This window comes from Rhizobium sp. PDO1-076, assembly GCF_000247475.1.
GTDB lineage: Bacteria > Pseudomonadota > Alphaproteobacteria > Rhizobiales > Rhizobiaceae > Allorhizobium.
Window position 1 is genome coordinate 50365 of sequence record NZ_AHZC01000011.1, and the last position, 16963, is coordinate 67327.

The window sequence follows — 16963 nt, forward strand, 5'->3', positions numbered from 1 at the left end:
CATTCCGATGCAGGAGCTTCGCCGATTTCGACAATGATGGCCAGAGCGGGGTCCCGGCACTTTCGTTCTGTCGAAATGTGGTCCGGCGACATGGCGTGCCGCCGGACCTTATCCGACTTATTCGATATCGAACTTGACGCCCTGGGCGAGCGGCAGGGTGCGACCGTAATTGATGGTGTTGGTCGCACGGCGCATATAGGCCTTCCAGCTGTCCGAGCCGGATTCACGGCCGCCGCCGGTTTCCTTCTCGCCGCCGAATGCACCACCGATTTCAGCACCCGACGGGCCGATGTTGACGTTGGCGATACCACAATCGGAGCCACGGTCGGAGACGAAGGCTTCGGCTTCGCGAATGTCATTGGTGAAGATCGACGAGGACAGGCCCTGCGGAACCGCGTTGTTCAAAGCAAGCGCTTCGTCGAAGTCCTTGTATTTGATGACATAGAGGATCGGGGCGAAGGTTTCGTCGACGACCGGGCCCACCTGTTCCGGCATTTCAACGAGCGACGGACGAACATAGTAGGCATCCTGCGCTTCGTCGGCGAGGACGCGCTCACCACCGGAGACCTTGCCGCCGGATACCTTGGCAGCATCGAGGGCCTTCTGCATGCGCTCATAGGCGCCCTTGTCGATCAGCGGGCCGACCAGCTTGCCGGTTTCCAGCGGATTGCCGATGGTGACCGAGCCATAGGCCTTGATCAGGCGCGGTACGAGCGTGTCGTAGATGCTTTCGTGGACGAAGAGACGGCGCAGCGATGTGCAGCGCTGGCCGGCGGTGCCCATGGCGGCAAAAGCGACGCCACGCAAGGTCAGGTCGAGGTCGGCGCTCGGGGCAACGATGGCCGCGTTGTTACCGCCAAGCTCAAGGATGCTGCGGCCGAAGCGCTGCGCGACGCGCGGGCCGACGGTGCGACCCATGGCGGTGGAGCCGGTGGCGGAGATCAGCGGGACCTTCGGGTTGTCGACGAGGACCTCGCCGATGTCGCGACCGCCGATCAGAAGCGTCGAGAGATTGACTGGTGCCTTGCCGCCCTGGGCGACATAGCGCTTCACGGCCTTTTCGAAGATCGCCTGGGTGGCAATGGCAGTGAGGGGGGTCTTTTCCGACGGCTTCCAGACGGTGGAGTTGCCGCAGACGAGAGCGAGGGCTGCGTTCCACGACCAGACGGCGACGGGGAAGTTGAAGGCCGAGATGATGCCGGTGACGCCGAGCGGATGCCAGGTTTCCATCATGCGGTGCTCGGAGCGCTCGGTGGCGATCGTCAGGCCGTAGAGCTGGCGCGACAGGCCGACGGCGAAATCGCAGATGTCGATCATTTCCTGGACTTCGCCGAGGCCCTCGGACGTCACCTTGCCGACTTCGATCGACACGAGGCGGCCAAGCGCATCCTTGGCGGCGCGCAGTTCCTCGCCGAGCAGGCGGATCAGTTCGCCACGCTGGGGGGCGGGAACCAGACGCCAATCGAGGAATGCCTGATGGGCGGCATCGATGGCCGTTTTCGTGTCGGCGGCCGAGATTTCGACGAGGGCGGCAAGCTTTTCGCCATTGATCGGCGAGCGGACGGTGAGCGTGCCGCCTTCGAGCGCCTTGGCGTCGACGCCAAAGGTTGCCATCAGCGAGACGGTTTCTGCCGCAAGGTTGAGGTTTGCGAGGGTCATGGTGGTCCTTCCGTCAGGTCTTTTCAGATCGAGTGAGTTCAAAATCGTGCGCCGGCCAGATGTGCCACCTGGGCGCCGGCTTCGTACCATGCTTCCTTCAGGGTGCGGAAGGCAGGCGCTTCCGGCTCGGTCAGGGGCAGCGGCAATTGCTCTTCGTTGATCTGACCGAGAATGTGGTTTGCCAGCGTCTTGCCGAAGACTGTGCCGGGTGCGATGCCGCGGCCGTTGTAGCCGGAAAATCCGATAACGCCGGGAGCGAATTTGTGGAAACGCGGCAGTGCGTTGCTGGTCATGCCGATTTTGCCATACCATTCGCATTCAAATTCGATGTCGCCGATTTGCGGGAAAATCGACTTCAATGCACGGTGGGCCCAGGATTTGTGCACGGCAAGTCCGGTGCCGCGCAAGGCGCCGACGCTGCCGAAGACCAGGCGGCCTGCCTGATCCATGCGAAACGAGGACAGGATATCCTTGGTGTCCCAGCAGCCCTGGCGCTCGGCAAGAATTGTCTTGCGCAGGTTGTGGCTGAGCGGAACGGTGGCGAAATTGAAATAGGGCAGGTGGACCTGCTCTTCCCGCACCGCCTTGAACGGGCCTTCGCTATAGGCATCGGTCGCAACGATCACCCATTGGGCCGTGACACTGCCGTCCGCGGTTGCGACGCGCCAGCCATTGCCGTGTGTGTCGCCATGGCGGTCATAGCCCGTGACAGGGCTCGAAGTATGGAGCGTGGCGCCTGCTTTCATGGCGGCCGTTGCCAGGCCGCGGGCATAGGCGAGGGGTTGCAAAGTGCCTGCCCGTTTGTCGAGCAGCGAGCCGGTGTACACGCCGGTGCCGATCTTGCGCTCCGTTTCGCCTGCGTTCAGCAGTTCTACCGGCGCGCCGCGGCGCTGCCACTGTTCGGCACGTGCCTCGATTTCCTTCTGGCCGGTGGCGCCAACGGAACAATGCAGGGTGCCGGCGCGCTCCAGTTCGCAGGAAATGCCGTGGCGCTCGATGATGTCCATCACGGCGCTCGGGCCGTTGCCCAACAGTTCCAGCAGCCGCTCGCCATGGACTGCGCCAAGTTCGCCGGGCAGATCGTCGGGCATGACCCACATGCCGGCATTGATCAATCCGACATTGCGTCCCGCACCGCCGAAACCGATTTCCTTGCCCTCAAGCAGAATGACGCTGGTTCCGCTTTCTGCGAGATGCAAGGCGGCAGACAGGCCGGTATAGCCGCCGCCAACGATGACAACGTCGGCCTTGTGGTCGCCCACCAGCTTTGTCGTCTTCGGGGCGGCCGGAGCGGTCTTTTCCCAAAGACCGTGGGATCGCGGATCATTCAGCATGGCGGGCCTTGGGGTCAGCAGGTGTGCGTCGGTCGCAGGCAGAAAGCAGAGTCGAAAGTGTCGAGATCCGCCTGCGGATTCTTGGTGACATCATTCCGATCCGTACAGTCTTAAGATATCTAGAAGAGGAAACTACCGCGTTCCAGCGATAATTACTCAAGAGATCATTCCCAAAAGGCATAACCATGCTGTCACCCAGGCGCTTTCTTCCGTCATTGTCATTGCTCACGGCATTTGAGGCCGCCGCCCGGACCGGCAGTATCACTGCGGCAGCGCGCGAGCTTGACCTGACCCAGAGCGCGGTCAGCCGCCAGATCAAGGCGCTGGAAAACCAGATCGGCGTCGAACTCTTCCTGCGCGAACGCCAGACGATCCGGCTGACCATGGCCGGCGAGAGTTATGCGCGCGAGATCCGCGAGGCCCTGCGGCGCATTTCCAGCGCTTCGCTGAACCTGCGCGCCAATCCGAACGGAGGCACACTGAACCTCGCGATCCTGCCGACCTTCGGTGCGCGCTGGCTGGCACCGCGCCTCGGGCAATTCCTGGCAACGCACCCGGGTATTACGATCAATCTGGTGACCCGGCTTTCGCCGTTCGACTTCAGGCTGGATTCAATCGATGCGGCCATTCACTTCGGCGATCCGGTCTGGCCGGGCGCCGAACTCACGTTCCTGATGCAGGAAAAGACTTTGCCGGCCTGCAGTCCGCAATTCCGGCAGGCGCATGGCATTGCCGAACCGGGGGATCTGTTGTCCGTGCCGCTTCTGCACCTCACCACCCGGCCGGATGCGTGGGAGCGCTGGTTCACCGAAAACGGCGTCGGTTTTGAAAGTGTGCATGGCATGCTGTTCGACCAGTTCGCAACCGCATCGCAGGCTGCGATCGGTGGACTGGGCGTCGCACTTTTACCGACATTCCTGATCCAGGAGGAGTTGAAGCGCGGAGAACTGGTGGCGGCGGTGGACCGCCCGATGCAGAGCGCCCAGCGCTACTATCTCGCGTTTCCGCGTGAGCGTGCGGCCTATCCGCCACTGGTCACGTTCCGCGAGTGGATCGTGCGGGAACTGGCCGGCACGGAATAGAGGTTCAATAGAGCGAGGGCTTTATGCGGCCAGGCTCGCGGTCTTCGCGGCAGCAAGCAGGAGGGCGAAGCCCAGATGGGTCAGATGATGCAGCGTCTGGTCGATGCCGAGCAGCCACCAGAAACAGGAGCGGTCAGGCGTCATGGTCATGTGCAGTTGGATCCGGGCCTTGCCGCGATCGATCAGGCCGTGAATGACGATATCGACAAGGGCAAGCCAGGCGAGGCCGGGCGCGATTGCCAGCGTGATCAGCAGTGTTGCAAGCCCATGGATCGCGACGTGAATCGCCAGCGGCAAAATCCAGTCTTGCGAGCGTTCCTTGCCTTTGGCCATCCAGGCCGTCTGCAACAGAAAGTCAGCCACCCATTGTTTGACGAGGAACATGACGAGGCCCCAGATCATCCAGTGGGTCGAAATTTGCTCGGGCAGGGTGGGCATGCTGTGTCTTTCGCCATGTCGGTCGGAGATGACGATAGACCACAGTTTAAAGCGATGTGAAGATCGCTTTTCGTTTCGTCTGGTTCTAGCTTTTCGCTTTGTTTCGCCGAACAGCGCATTTCGCTGACCGGCGTTAGGTGGTTGGAAGCATTTGTTGGACTGTCTTGCCGGCTCACCAGCCCTCGGAAAGCACCTTTTCCAGCATGTCTGCAAAGAAGTCGGCGCTTTCGGCCGTGAAGCAAAGAGGCGGCTTTATTTTCAAAACGTTAAGATGGTCGCCTGTGGGTTGCATGATGACGCCAAGATCCAGCAACCTGACGCATATGTTCGCCGTCTCATCGGTCGCCGGTTCGAGCGTTTCGCGATCGCGGACAAATTCGAGACCGAGATAGAGCCCCATTCCGTGGACGGCGCCGACAAGAGGGAAACGCTGGCCAAGTGCCTCCAGCCGTCGCTTCAGATGGTCGCCTACGTCGCGGGCATTCTGCTGCAGCTTTTCGTCCGCCATGATGTCGAGCACTGTCATGCCGACGACGCAGCTGACCGGACTGCCGCCCGACGAGGAGAAGAAATAGCCTTCCTTTTCCAGGCTGTCGGCAATGTCGCGCCGGGTAATGACGGCGCCCAGCGGTTGGCCGTTGCCCATGCCCTTGGCGGTCGTGATGATGTCCGGAACGACGCCCTGCTGTTCGAAACCCCAGAAATGATGACCCAAGCGGCCATAGCCGACCTGAACTTCGTCGGCGATGCACAGGCCACCGCGTTTACGGATGCTGGCATAGACCTGCTGGAGGTAGCCGGCAGGTAGCGGAATGCCGCCAGCATTGCCATAGACGCTTTCGGCGATGAAACCGGCGAGACCCTGACCACTTTCCCCGATTTCAGCGAGTTTTTCTTCTACCGCCGTCACATAGCCTTCCGTTGCGTTGTCGCCACGGAATTTGCCGCGATATGTGTTGGGAGACAGGACCGGATGCACCCAGACGGGACGGGTTTCCAGCGCGCGTGGATTGTCCGCAATCGACGTCGAGACGGCGTCGCTGGCGACCGTCCAGCCGTGATAGGCTTCCAGGAGACTGACGATATTGCGGTGGCCGCTATGTGCCCAAGCCAGCCGGAGCGCCAGATCCACGGCTTCGGAACCGCTGTTGACCAGGAAGACGATGTCGAGACCATCGGGAGCGAGCGCGGCAAGGCGATCGGAGAATTCTGCGACCGCCGCATAGTGAAAACGGGAATTGGTGTTGAGCATCGCCCATTGCCGGCCGGCGGCTGCGGCAAGCTTCGGGTGACCGTGGCCGAGAATGGTAACGTTGTTGACCATGTCCAGATAGGACCTGCCCTGCACGTCGAACATATGCTCCTTCCAGCCCCGTTCGATCTGTGGCGGCTCGGCATAGTAGTTCTTCTGCGGCTTGGCGAAGCTCTTCTGCCGGCGCACGAGCAAGGCCTCGCTTTGCAGGTCGGGTGCATCGACCCCGACGCCCAGCATCAGGGAGGGTGACGGGCAGATCTTGCGCCATACTTCGCTTTGGTGCGGTTTGGCAAACAGCGGCGGAACGAGATCGGGGTCGCGGCAAAGCTGGACCCGTAGTCCGCCAATGCCGCCCGCAGCCCCTGCAACGACACCGATGCTGTCGCCGGCATTTACAGCCGTGCCGTCGTCCAGGCCGCAGTCGATGCCATCGAGATGCAGGGACACGTTCTGGCTCGACAGGATGAGATGGTGGCCGTCGCGAATGATGGTTGCGTCGAAAGGGGCGACAGCTTCGGTCGCAGCCGGCAGGCAGATGTCTATGTGAAGCGCGAAGGTCGCCGGCGCTGTGGCAGACAGGGTGCGGGTATAGGAGAGGCGGTATTCGCCGTAACGTGTTGAGGCTATGCCTGTTTCAGCGGCGGCGCGGGCCAGCAGCTTCCAGTCGATCTCCTGATCGGCCCAGTTGTCGCGCACCAGATCAGGACTTGTCACACTGAGGTCGGTCAACCGCATCTGATCGGGGGTGATGCCCGGCAGCAGCGGATGGGCAAAGACGAGTTCGGGACCGGTCAATTCAAAACCGGCAGCCTTGAGGATCGCCGTTTCCATCAAGGAGAACGGGGCGGAGGTTGCGACCTCGAACATCTCCCGCTCATGGGCCGCATTGCCGATCACATATTCATTGTCGGGATCGATGGCCAGTTGCTGCTCGGTGCTGGCGACCAGAACACCGGACCGTGCGACAATCAACGGCCAGAGTGCCATCAACTCTTCCTTGGTCAGCGGGTAGCGCTCGTGGAAGGCGGTGACGGCGGGCAGGATGTAGAAAGGATCACCATCGGCATGATGCAGAAGGGCCGTGCAGGTAACGGCGAGATCGGCGACGAGCCAGCCGTTGAGGATGTCGCCAAAATCGATGACGCCATCGGGGACCAGGCGGCCATTGGCATTGCGGCGGCTGACCACATTGTCGTCGGTGATGTCGTGGTGGATGGGCTGGATACGCAGGCTGGCTGCCAGTGGCTGGATGTGCTTGACTGCGAGGATCATCGCCTTGGCAATCTGGTCGCGGCGCTTGTGGTCGGTCACCGACTTCAGCAGATGCAGGGCGACAGGGCCGGCGCGGCGGAGATCCCATTGCAGATTGCGCTCCAGGCCCGGATGGGAAAAATCCCGCAGGCCGAGCGCGACGGCGGCCGCCACATCGCCGAACGCGGCAACGACGTCCGGCGCAAGGTGCTTGTGGCGGGTGAGTGGCTCACCATCGAGATAGGTCAGCACACGGGCGCGGCAGTCTTCCCCATTGACCTTCACGGAGAGGATCTCCTCTCCGGTGAGTGCCGGTATCAACTCGGGAACGCGCAGATCGAGACCGCATTGGGCGAGATGGCGCATCGCTTCATTCTGCGCCTCAAGCTCGTCACCGGCATATTCTGCACGGCAAATCTTCAGGACGAAGCGCTCAGGCCCGGTATCGATCAGATAGTTGCGGTCCTGCTGGCTGCCCAGTTCTCGGATCGGGCCGTTGAAGCCATACATATCGCTCAGGAGACTGGTCGCATCGGCTTCCGAAAAATTCGGACGCGGTAGCTCTGCACGCTGGAAGAGAGCGGAATCGGCCATGCTTGTTTTCCCTCGGAATCACAATCGAGAGATTAGCAGAGCACAGGTCCGCGTCTATCCCGCTCATTGAGGCTGCCGTCTGTGGCTGCATGTGCCGGATATCAGCAGGATCGGCAAGGCGGCAGAGGCACATTGGCCCCTGCCTGGATAACGTACCTCAGCCCATGCGCTCGGAGGCATAGGAGCCCGGGCTTGCAGGGAAGACAACGGTGCGGTTGCCGTTGATGAAGGTGCGGTGGTGGATATGGGCGTGAATGGCGCGCGCCAGCACCTGGCTTTCGACATCGCGGCCGATCGAGACATAGTCTTCCGAGGACTGAGCATGCGTAATCCGGGCGACGTCCTGCTCGATGATCGGGCCTTCGTCGAGATCGGCGGTGACGTAGTGCGCGGTGGCGCCGATCAGCTTTACCCCGCGTTCGAATGCCTGCTTGTACGGGTTTGCCCCCTTGAAGCTTGGCAGGAAGGAGTGGTGGATGTTGATGATCCGGCCGGACATCTTCTGGCACATCTGGTCAGAGAGGATCTGCATGTAGCGGGCCAGCACGATCAGTTCGGTGCCGCTCTGCTCGACGATGGCCATGATGCGGGCTTCTGCTTCTGGCTTGTTGGCCTTGGTCACCGGAATATGGTGGAAGGGAATGTCGTGATTGACGACGACTTTCTGGTAGTCGAAGTGGTTGGAGACGACGCCGACGATTTCGATCGGCAGGGCGCCTATCTTCCAGCGATAGAGCAGGTCGTTGAGACAATGGCCGAAGCGCGACACCATCAGCATGACCTTCATGCGATGGGTGCTGTCATGCATCTCGGCGGTCATGCCGAACTTCTCGGCTATCGGCGCAAAGCCCTGGTCGAGTTCGGCACGGCTGGTGCCTTCTTCCGAGATGAAAGAGACGCGCATGAAAAACATGCCGGTTTCAAGGTCGTCGAACTGCGATGAGTCGACAATGTTGCAGCCCTTGCCGGCTAGATAGCCAGAGATCGCGGCGACAATCCCGCGCGTCGACTGGCAGGAAACGGTCAATACATGGCTCGTCATAGGCTCTCTTCTCCTGGACCCGGGATGCGCCGTGTTGTCTATCGCAGTTGCGTCACACCGGAAAGGTCCGATGGATCGCGTCTGGCACGTGTCTTCCCGCCTCGATGTCGCAAGCTTATGCGAGGCGAAGGAAAATTCCGTTCCCGTTGCGTCTTCGGCAAGCGCATCCCCGTCGTTGTTTGACGTGAGCGGGAGCCTTGCAATGCGATCAGGAGAAGTGGTGGAGGTTGCCGCTGCCGAGTTGGCTGATCGTGCCGCTTGGTGCTTGCGTCGGGTCTGCACCGTCGCGGGGCAAGAGCCGCAGCCGGTGTGTTACGCCCGGCGCCAGGTGGAACCAGTCATCCTCTGCACGGTGGTGTTCCAAGTCCAAATGGAGCGATTGGGCGAGAGCGCTGGAGGAGAGTTCCAGCAGCCATGAGCCGCTTTCCTGAACCAGTTTGTGCTCGACGTTTGCCGCATGCATCGCCGCAGCCCGTCCCAGCGGGAAATGGAAAGCCTCCGACAGCAGCGTGCCGTCCGCGGCATGTAGTCTCGCAACGGTCACGTCGTGCGATGGTGGACCGAAACGGAAGGCATAGGTGGTGTCGAAGAAGGCGCCGAACAGATCCGTTGCCGCAATGCGGTGATTGCTTCGGGCTGCAAGTGTCATGTCGCGTCTGCCGCTGACGACGGGTAGCCGGCCGTCGCGCAGGCACACGATTTCCAGTATTACCGGTTCTTCCTGACCGCTTTCGTTGATGACATGCACATCGAGGCCATTGGTGCCTTCGTCGGTCAGCATTATCTGCAGCGGGCGGAATGCGCGCTTCAAGGCGTACCAAACGGGCTTTGGCTCGCCCGTCGAATCGATCACGCCCCAACCCGGCCCGGCAGCGAGATCCTGGAACGTCCATGTGAGAGCACCACGGCAAGACGATGATGCCCGGCGCCATTCGGCATAGGTCTCCGTGACGATTTCGGCGGTCACGGCGCGGGACAGATTCAGATAGCGGCCGGCATCCTCGCGGCGCAGGTGCGCCGGATCGAAGCCGTAGAGATCCTGGAGATAGTGATCGCGGATATCCTCGAAATCCCAGGATGCGCCGCGATCGCGGGGCACGCGGGCCTTCCAGCGAGGATCTTGAACAGGTGAGACCGACAGATGGCTGTCGAGTGTACGCTGTTGCGGCACATGGGCGAAGGCAAGGCTTTCGGCGGCGAATCGAACCTCGGCGCGGCGGGCATCTTCCAGAGGTCTCTGATAAGCGCCGACGCCGTAATAGTGGGTGACGCCCTCATTCGGCGAGAAGGGCATGGCACCGCCGCAGGGCGAATTGGCGACATAGGCGGCGTCCGGTCTGAGTGTAGCTGTCAGGATTGCCAGCGTCTCGTTGAAGAGGTCATCGCTCCAGACCCGCTCGGGAAGACCGAGCATGGCGCCCTGCTGGAAGACTTCGCTACCGCCGCAGACGACGGCCAGCGAAGGATGTCTCTGGAGACTTTCCAGCAATTGTGTGACCTCTCGCTCGACATGAGCCGAGAAGGTCTCATCAGCGGCCGGATAGTCATAATTGGCAAACATCAGGTCCTGCCAGACCATGATGCCGAGCTGGTCGCAGAGGCGGAAAAAATCGGCGCTCTCGTATGTCATGGTGCCGCCGATGCGGATCATGTTCATGTTCGCTTCGGCAGCCTTCATCAACCATGGCGCATAGGCTTCCGCCGTTCCCGGCAGTCGCACGATATCGGCATTGGTCCAGATCGCACCACGGCAGAAGACGGACTGACCGTTGACCTTCAAGCCGAAGCCCTTGCCGTCTGCTCCGCTGTCGATCTCGATGCGGCGAAAGCCGACCAGGCCGAGGGAATGGGGCTTGCCATCGATGATCAGGCGAAGATCGTGAAGGGCCGGGCGACCATGGGTTCGCGGCCACCAGGCATCGACATTCGGGATCCGCAGAGCAGCGGTCATCGTGGCGTCGGCAGACACAGTGAGTTCAAGACGTTCGCCGCAACACTCGATGGCGGCGTTTTCAGCCGCTCCCCGCAGACGGAAACTTGTGGTCAACAGACCGCTGCCGTCGATGTCGAGATCGGCCTTGATGCGCAGGTCGGAGATCTCTCTTTCGCCGGTTCGGATCAGCGTAATCGGTCGGAAGGGACCGACGGGTTGGATCTCAGGGCACCAGCCAGGCATATGTCCCAACACTGTCGTCCGGGTCAGGCGCAGCCCCTGATGGTCCATCATCTGCGGACGCCAGCGGGCACGAGGCCCACGTTTGTCGAGATGCGGGGTCAGAGCGCGAAAGCAGATCGCCAGATCATCGCGCCCGGTAATCTCGAAGGCGAGATCACTGGCTTCGAACATGCTCTGCGAGGAGAATTTGAGTTCACCGTTCAGGTAGACTTCGGCAATGGTTGCCAGGCCTTCGAAACGAAGGATCGCCGGCCCCGGCGCTTCGCCTTCGAGCGAGCGGAAGTACCACGCATCCTTGTCATGCAGGGCGTGCGGACGTTCCCGATCGAACAGACCGGCATCGGCCAGGGCGCCAGCGACGGTTCCCGGAACCGGGGCGGCAATGCGGGCGGCGGGACGGTGGATGCTTGTCGGATCGGCATGGCGGCCGGCTTCGGTGACCAGAAGCGTCCAGCCCATTTCCAGCGGGCGGATATCCGCTCCCAGATAGATCGTGCCCGCCGCCATATCTTATCCCTCAGCCGAGCCTTGCGCCCAGATCATCCATCAGCCGATCCCATGCCGCAATCGCAGGGTCAAGGGCTGTCGCCAGCGGTTCGAACTTCTTGCGGGCAATGGCGCGGGCAAGCTGGAATTGCGCGGTCTTTGCGCATTCGCTGATCTTCAGCGCCTCGACGATCGACGCTTCGTAGCCGGCGTTGTCCATCCATGCCAGATGGCTGGCGAGCAGTTCAAAATTGGCACCGAACTGGCGCAGCGTGTTGAAGGCGTATTTGTGGAAGTAGCCGAAGGGTTTTTCGGCTACGACCTCGACCTGTCTCGGGAACACTGCAGCAAAAGCGGCAATCGGATTGGCGTCTGGCCGGCGGATGAAGTGCCGCTTCAGCAGGCGGCTTGCGACGTCGCGCTGATGGGCATTCGTGGTTGGCTGTCCGGGGAATTTGGCGAATTCCGTGTAGGGCAGGAACGGCAAGGCTCCCTCCGGCAGATCGTGCTGGAAGACACCGGTGAAATCCTCGCCTTGCAGACGGAAGAAGCCGCCGTTGTGGAAATAGTCCATCACCCGGCCGGCAAGATCCAGCCGGTTGATGCCGACGGTCGTCTTGCCATGCTCGTTGCGATAGCCGACCCCTTGCGTGTCCGGCATGAAATAGCTGTCCATCTCGACGAGGCAGAGACGACCTCTACCGATCTGCTCGGCAACGTGGCTCTCAACGCTGTCGAAGATGGCAAGTTCGGTGACGCGGATATCGTAGAGCTCCTCAAGGTCTTCCAGCGGTACCTTGAAAAAGGTGAACTGGTCGCCCTCGAAATCCTGCGTCAGCGTGAAGCCAAGCATGGCTTCCGGCGCAAGCCCTTGCGCGGCGAGCACTTCGATCCACAGATCGACGTAGCAATTTGTCTCCGGCCACATGCGTTCGCTGGAATGGAGCGCATGTGGTTTGTAACCTGCCGGATCCAGTCCGGGAAAGACGGCTATCATGAATGGATCAGCCCCAGAGCGCCTTGCGGACGTTTTCCGGCCACTGTTTGGTGTCCAGGCCATGCTGGGCGAAGAGTGCCAATGCGATGCGCTCCAGACCAAAACCGACGCAGGCGGTGTGTGCCACCGAACCATCGGCGAGGTTGAGGCCCCATTTCGTGCCGAAGGCATCCTGATGGTAGTTGAAGCTCATGCAGGCGGTCTTGTTGGTCTGCGACGTCACCGGAATCAGCAGTTCGAACTTCAGGTTCTGGTCACGCTGGTTATTGGCGAGCAGGCGACCGGCGCGACCGAAGAACGGGTCGTTTGCCACGTCCAGTTCGACGTCCAGGCCGACAGCCTTCATCATCTCGACGCCGCGATCCATCCAGGTCTGGCGGAAGGTCGTGACATGGGCTTCGGTGCCCATGCAGACATATTCGCGCATGCGAAACAGCTGCTGGCGGGCGGGATCCTTGGATGGTTCATGGCGGAAGCAGTAAGACTGCAGGTCGTAGAGCCCCCCTTCTGCCGGCAATGGGCCGCGCTTGGCAACCGTCGGATAAAGCGGATAGCAGGCAGCCGGCGTCAGGGCGATATCGGTTGCCTTCTGATCCTTTGCCCAGTCCTTGCCCTCTTCCATGCATTGCAGCAGGCTCAGGTGGTCATGGTCGTTACCGCAGAAGGAATGAACCGTACCGGCGAGCTGCGGGAAGCTCTTCATGTAACCGCTCTTTTCGAAATAGGTGCGGTTCATGCCGGGTGGGAAGCGGATGGCTTCGGCACCATCGGCGCCTCCGACCCTGTCGATCAGGCGTTCGAAAGCGGCAATGACATCTTCAAATCGGCCGCTGCGGCCGTAAAGACCATCAACACCCGTCTCGATGAGAAGGCCGCTCTCGAAGAGACGGTCCAGAAAGCTTACCTGCATATCCATATCCGTTACCCCAAAAGTCCGGTTTCTTGTTTGTGGACGAGAAGCATCGTCGACGTGTTGCCGAGGATGCGGTCGTTGGAAATCATCAGTTCTGCCGAATGGGCATCGCGCAGATGGCGCCCAAGGCTGAACGGCGTGCCGTTCTTGTAGCCCATGATGCCGCAGATCCTGAGCGCCTGGTGGATGACCGGCAGGATCATCTCGGAGGAGGCGATCTTGACGTTGTTCATCGCGACCGCGAAACCCATCGAGGACAGCTTGTCCGGATCGTTCAGCGCCTGCTCATAGCTGCCCAGGCCGGCTTTGATATTCGAGCGAATGACCTGCAACTGGCTCGACATTTCTGCGAGATGCACGAGGCCCGGAGGAGTTGTGCCGGGCGCCTTGCGTGCGGCGGCGCGGACGAAGGTCTGGGCCTTGGTGAACGCATCGACCGCGATGCCATACCAGAGTGCGCTCCACAAGAGATGCGAGCTTGCCAGCATCGACTGGGCGGCAATCTCGGCAAAGGGTTTCGGGAGGATCTGTTCGGCCGGTGCCTCGCCCTTGAAGAGGAAGCCGTCCGAGCAGGTGCCGCGCATGCCGAGTGTGTCCCAGACATGGGTCTGCTCCAGCGTATACTGGTCTTTCAGGAATGCGGTCATGACCTGGTCGGTCGGCGGGGCATCCTTGTGGCTGCGCGAGGTGATCAGAATGGCATCGGCATGCTTGCCGTAGGAAATGACGGTTGCGTCCTTCTCCAGCCGGCAGCGATCGCCCTCGACTTCGATCGCGCAAATGGAATTGCGCAGATTACCCCCGATCCCGCCCTCGGTCGTCGCCGAACCGATCAGGAGTTGTTCGCTGCAGATCTTTTGCATGAAAGTACGATGCCATCCAGCGTCGACGCCATGGGAGACAAGGCTGGATACCTTGATCTGGTGCATGGCGAAGATCATCGCGCTGGCCGCGCATGATTGGGCGATGATGGTGCAGAGTTCGGCGATCTCGGAGGTACTGCGGCCCTCACCGCCACAGTCGACTGGGATCTGGATGCCCATCAGCCGTTCGGATTTCAGTGCATCTATGGCTTCGGCTGGAAAGCGTCCCGCCTTGTCGACTTCATCGGCGTAGACGGCGGCAATCGCTGCAACACGCGTGGCGCGAGCCTTGAGACTCTGGTCTGCCACCTTGGCGGAGAGGTCCATCAGGCGACCTTTCTATCCTCGAGGATCGATTGAACCGTGGTCTCGATCGCCGCGATACTGGCGAAGGACTTTCTGTTGAGAAGATGGTCGGGGAATTCCATATCGAAGGTTTCTTCGAGGCCAAGCATTAGCTGTACGGAAGCGAAAGAGGAGAGGCCGACGGCATACAGGTCGGCATTGTCGGTGATTGTGTCCACGGCGACAGGCAGTCCGCCAAGCTTGGCCAGAAGCGTGCGAATGGTCTCGTTCATCTAATTCCTCCATAGCGAATGCTCAAATCTATTGAGCGATTTCTTACAGAGGAAAGACGAAGGTTTCGCTAATTGGTTTAGTAAAATTAGACTTGCTTGCCACAGTTGAGCGCCGGAAATGCAGGTCTACCGGCAATACAGCACTTTTATTGGCGCTAAATCTCGGGATACGTGTGCTCGTCTCCGTGGCGGTCGACGATAGTGTATCGTTCTGGCGCAGTCTCGCTGAGCGCGTTTTCGCCAACGGATACCTTTCCGAACCCGCCCGGCAGGTCGAGGATGTAATGCGGAATACAGAGGCCTGACACCTTGGAGCGCAGTTCGCGCATGATCGCCTGGCCTTCGGAGATGGGCAGGCGAAAATGGCTGGTGCCCGGCGCCATGTCGGGATGATGCAGGTAGTAGGGCTTGATTCGTGTTTCGACAAAGGCGCGCATCAGTTCCGCCAAGGTGTCGGCGTCGTTGTTGATGCCCTTGAGCAACACGCTCTGGCTGACCATGGTCAGGCCTGCATCGATCATCCGTGCGCAAGCGGCGCGGACCTCTGGGGTCATTTCGCGCGGATGGTTGGCGTGCAGCGCGACGTAGACGGTCTTTTCGCTGGCATTCAAAGCGTCGACGAGTTCGGCGGTGACGCGGGCCGGATCGACGGCAGGAACTCGGGTGTGGATGCGGACGATCTTGATGTGTTCGATCGTGGAAAGTGTACGCATGACCTCCCGCAGTCGACGCGGCGAAAGGATCAGCGGGTCACCGCCGGTCAAGATGACCTCCCAGATTTCGGGATGCGACCGGATGTAGGCGAACGCGATGGAAAGCTGCTCAGGCGACATGCTTCCGTCGCCCTGTGGCCCGACCATCTCACGGCGGAAGCAGAAACGGCAATAGACCGGACAGACATGCACCAGCTTGAGCAGCACCCGGTCGGGATAGCGGTGAACGATGCCTTCGACCGGCGAATGCGCATGGTCGCCGATCGGGTCGGCGCGTTCTCCTTCAGTCTCGATCAGCTCGGCAGGCTGCGGAACATATTGTGCGGCAATCGGGTCATCGGGATCGTTCGGATCGATCTGATTGGCGACGGTCGGTGTCAGCGCGATGGCATAGCGCGCAGCAACTTCATCGAGCGCACCCGTTGCGCCGGCCGCAACAAGGCCCGCCGCTTTCAGGTCTTCGACACTGCGGAGCGAGGTTTCAATCAAGGTGGGTCTCCGCGACGGGCGCCCAGATGACCTGTTCTATGCGCAGGGCGCCGGTTGCGAGCATGACGAGGCGATCAAATCCGAGCGCGATGCCACAGGCTTCCGGCATGATGGCCAATGCGTCGAGAAAATCTTCGTCCAGCGGATAGGTCTCGCCGTAAACGCGCTGCTTCTCCAGCATTTCGGCTTCAAAGCGGCGACGCTGTTCGACCGGATCGGTCAATTCGCCAAAGGCATTGGCCAGTTCAACGCCGCAGGCATAGAGCTCGAAACGTTCGGCTACGCGCGGATCGTCGGTGCAGGGGCGGGCAAGGGCGGCTTCGGCGACCGGATATCGATCGAGAATGGTGGCGCGGCCGATGCCGAGCTTGGGTTCGATTTTTTCGACGATCACGCGGCTGAACAGGTCTGCCCAGGTGTCGTCGTCGGCAATGCGGATCCCGGCGAGGCGCATTTGATCCGCGAGAGCCTGCCGGTTTGTCTCCCCGGTTGCCGAAATGGTGGCAAGCAGATCGATACCGGCATGGCGGATGAAAGCATCGGCGACCGAAAGACGCTCGGGTTCAGCGAAAGGATCGACGCTCAGGCCGTTATAGGTGAAGCTTGTGGTGCCGGTGGTCTTTGCCGCGAGCGCCAGGAGAGTGCCGCAATCGGCCATCAGCGTTTCGTAGCTCTCCCCGACGCGGTACCATTCCAGCATGGTGAACTCTGGGTGGTGGCGGGGACCACGCTCCCGGTTTCGATAAACATGGGCAAAGCAGGTGATGCGGGTTTCGCCTGCGGCCAGCAGCTTCTTGCAGGCAAACTCCGGCGACGTGTGCAGATAGAGAGGTGCGGACGTACCGTCATTGCCGATCGCGCTGGTCGCAAAAGCATGAAGATGCGCTTCATTGCCGGGCGAGACCTGCAGCGTTGCGGTATCGACCTCGATGAAATCGTGCTCGGCAAAATGACTGCGGAACGCGGCCTGGATGCGGTTGCGGCCGAGCAGGAAGGGCCGCCTGTCGGCATGGGCCGAAGGGGTCCACCACGCAGATGATGAACGGCGACGGTCAGTCATTCCGGTTTCTCGGTCCTTATCTCAACGTGGGCT

At 61.0% G+C, this 16963-nt stretch carries 13 protein-coding genes; 1 reads left to right on the forward strand and 12 read right to left on the reverse strand.

Translation table 11 applies throughout. The features are described from left to right. Positions 1-117: 117 nt before the first annotated feature. Both amaB and PDO_RS01010 read right to left on the reverse strand, forming a co-directional pair. The gene (amaB, locus tag PDO_RS01005; protein ID WP_007596698.1) at positions 118-1659 is read right to left on the reverse strand and encodes an L-piperidine-6-carboxylate dehydrogenase; all 1542 of its coding nucleotides are present in this window, start codon (positions 1657-1659) and stop codon (positions 118-120) included. Between the two features lie 38 nt (positions 1660-1697). Further along, positions 1698-2993, reverse strand: a complete 1296-nt coding sequence (locus PDO_RS01010; protein ID WP_007596700.1) for an NAD(P)/FAD-dependent oxidoreductase — start codon at positions 2991-2993, stop codon at positions 1698-1700. Between the two features lie 185 nt (positions 2994-3178). Between PDO_RS01010 and PDO_RS01015 the strand changes: the two genes are divergently transcribed. Next, positions 3179-4075 (forward strand): LysR family transcriptional regulator, encoded by an 897-nt coding sequence (locus PDO_RS01015; protein ID WP_007596702.1) that lies wholly within the window; start codon positions 3179-3181, stop codon positions 4073-4075. Positions 4076-4096: 21 nt separating this feature from the next. On the opposite strand, the gene PDO_RS01020 is transcribed toward PDO_RS01015, so the two are convergent. The 10 genes from PDO_RS01020 to epmA form a co-directional block, all read right to left on the reverse strand. Continuing rightward, positions 4097-4513: a DUF3307 domain-containing protein gene (locus PDO_RS01020; RefSeq protein ID WP_007596704.1), complete on the reverse strand. Its 417-nt coding sequence runs from the start codon at positions 4511-4513 to the stop codon at positions 4097-4099. 172 nt (positions 4514-4685) lie between these two features. Next, a complete protein-coding gene (locus tag PDO_RS01025; RefSeq protein ID WP_007596707.1) occupies positions 4686-7613 on the reverse strand; it encodes an aminotransferase in 2928 nt (975 codons plus the stop codon). A 157-nt stretch (positions 7614-7770) separates the two neighbouring features. Next, complete coding sequence (gene purU / locus PDO_RS01030) at positions 7771-8655, reverse strand: formyltetrahydrofolate deformylase (RefSeq protein ID WP_007596709.1); 885 nt, start codon at positions 8653-8655, stop codon at positions 7771-7773. A 208-nt stretch (positions 8656-8863) separates the two neighbouring features. Then, positions 8864-11338 (reverse strand): glycoside hydrolase family 2 protein, encoded by a 2475-nt coding sequence (locus PDO_RS01035; protein ID WP_007596710.1) that lies wholly within the window; start codon positions 11336-11338, stop codon positions 8864-8866. Between the two features lie 10 nt (positions 11339-11348). Further along, positions 11349-12314, reverse strand: coding sequence for a DUF1839 family protein (locus PDO_RS01040; protein WP_007596711.1), 966 nt, complete (start codon positions 12312-12314; stop codon positions 11349-11351). 7 nt (positions 12315-12321) lie between these two features. Continuing rightward, positions 12322-13230, reverse strand: coding sequence for an amino acid--[acyl-carrier-protein] ligase (locus PDO_RS01045; RefSeq protein ID WP_037072170.1), 909 nt, complete (start codon positions 13228-13230; stop codon positions 12322-12324). Between the two features lie 5 nt (positions 13231-13235). Beyond that, positions 13236-14417: an acyl-CoA dehydrogenase family protein gene (locus tag PDO_RS01050; protein ID WP_007596713.1), complete on the reverse strand. Its 1182-nt coding sequence runs from the start codon at positions 14415-14417 to the stop codon at positions 13236-13238. Beyond that, on the reverse strand, positions 14417-14668 hold the full coding sequence (locus PDO_RS01055; protein ID WP_007596722.1) for an acyl carrier protein: 252 nt from the start codon (positions 14666-14668) through the stop codon (positions 14417-14419). The genes PDO_RS01050 and PDO_RS01055 overlap by 1 nt, the downstream gene beginning before the upstream one ends. A gap of 155 nt (positions 14669-14823) precedes the next feature. After that, a complete protein-coding gene (locus PDO_RS01060) occupies positions 14824-15870 on the reverse strand; it encodes a lysine-2,3-aminomutase-like protein (protein WP_007596724.1) in 1047 nt (348 codons plus the stop codon). Further along, positions 15863-16930, reverse strand: a complete 1068-nt coding sequence (epmA, locus tag PDO_RS01065; RefSeq protein WP_007596726.1) for an EF-P lysine aminoacylase EpmA — start codon at positions 16928-16930, stop codon at positions 15863-15865. Before epmA ends, PDO_RS01060 begins: the two co-directional genes overlap by 8 nt. Between the last annotated feature and the right edge of the window lie 33 nt (positions 16931-16963).

Bases quoted from the DNA above. Each gene is read 5' to 3' on its own strand.
- PDO_RS01010 (WP_007596700.1), bottom strand. From the start codon at position 2,993: ATGCTGAATGATCCGCGATCCCACGGTCTTTGGGAAAAGACCGCTCCG.
- PDO_RS01040 (WP_007596711.1), bottom strand. From the start codon at position 12,314: ATGATAGCCGTCTTTCCCGGACTGGATCCGGCAGGTTACAAACCACAT.
- amaB (WP_007596698.1), bottom strand. From the start codon at position 1,659: ATGACCCTCGCAAACCTCAACCTTGCGGCAGAAACCGTCTCGCTGATG.
- PDO_RS01045 (WP_037072170.1), bottom strand. From the start codon at position 13,230: ATGGATATGCAGGTAAGCTTTCTGGACCGTCTCTTCGAGAGCGGCCTT.
- PDO_RS01025 (WP_007596707.1), bottom strand. From the start codon at position 7,613: ATGGCCGATTCCGCTCTCTTCCAGCGTGCAGAGCTACCGCGTCCGAAT.
- purU (WP_007596709.1), bottom strand. From the start codon at position 8,655: ATGACGAGCCATGTATTGACCGTTTCCTGCCAGTCGACGCGCGGGATT.
- PDO_RS01050 (WP_007596713.1), bottom strand. From the start codon at position 14,417: ATGGACCTCTCCGCCAAGGTGGCAGACCAGAGTCTCAAGGCTCGCGCC.
- PDO_RS01035 (WP_007596710.1), bottom strand. From the start codon at position 11,338: ATGGCGGCGGGCACGATCTATCTGGGAGCGGATATCCGCCCGCTGGAA.
- epmA (WP_007596726.1), bottom strand. From the start codon at position 16,930: ATGACTGACCGTCGCCGTTCATCATCTGCGTGGTGGACCCCTTCGGCC.
- PDO_RS01020 (WP_007596704.1), bottom strand. From the start codon at position 4,513: ATGCCCACCCTGCCCGAGCAAATTTCGACCCACTGGATGATCTGGGGC.
- PDO_RS01015 (WP_007596702.1), top strand. From the start codon at position 3,179: ATGCTGTCACCCAGGCGCTTTCTTCCGTCATTGTCATTGCTCACGGCA.
- PDO_RS01055 (WP_007596722.1), bottom strand. From the start codon at position 14,668: ATGAACGAGACCATTCGCACGCTTCTGGCCAAGCTTGGCGGACTGCCT.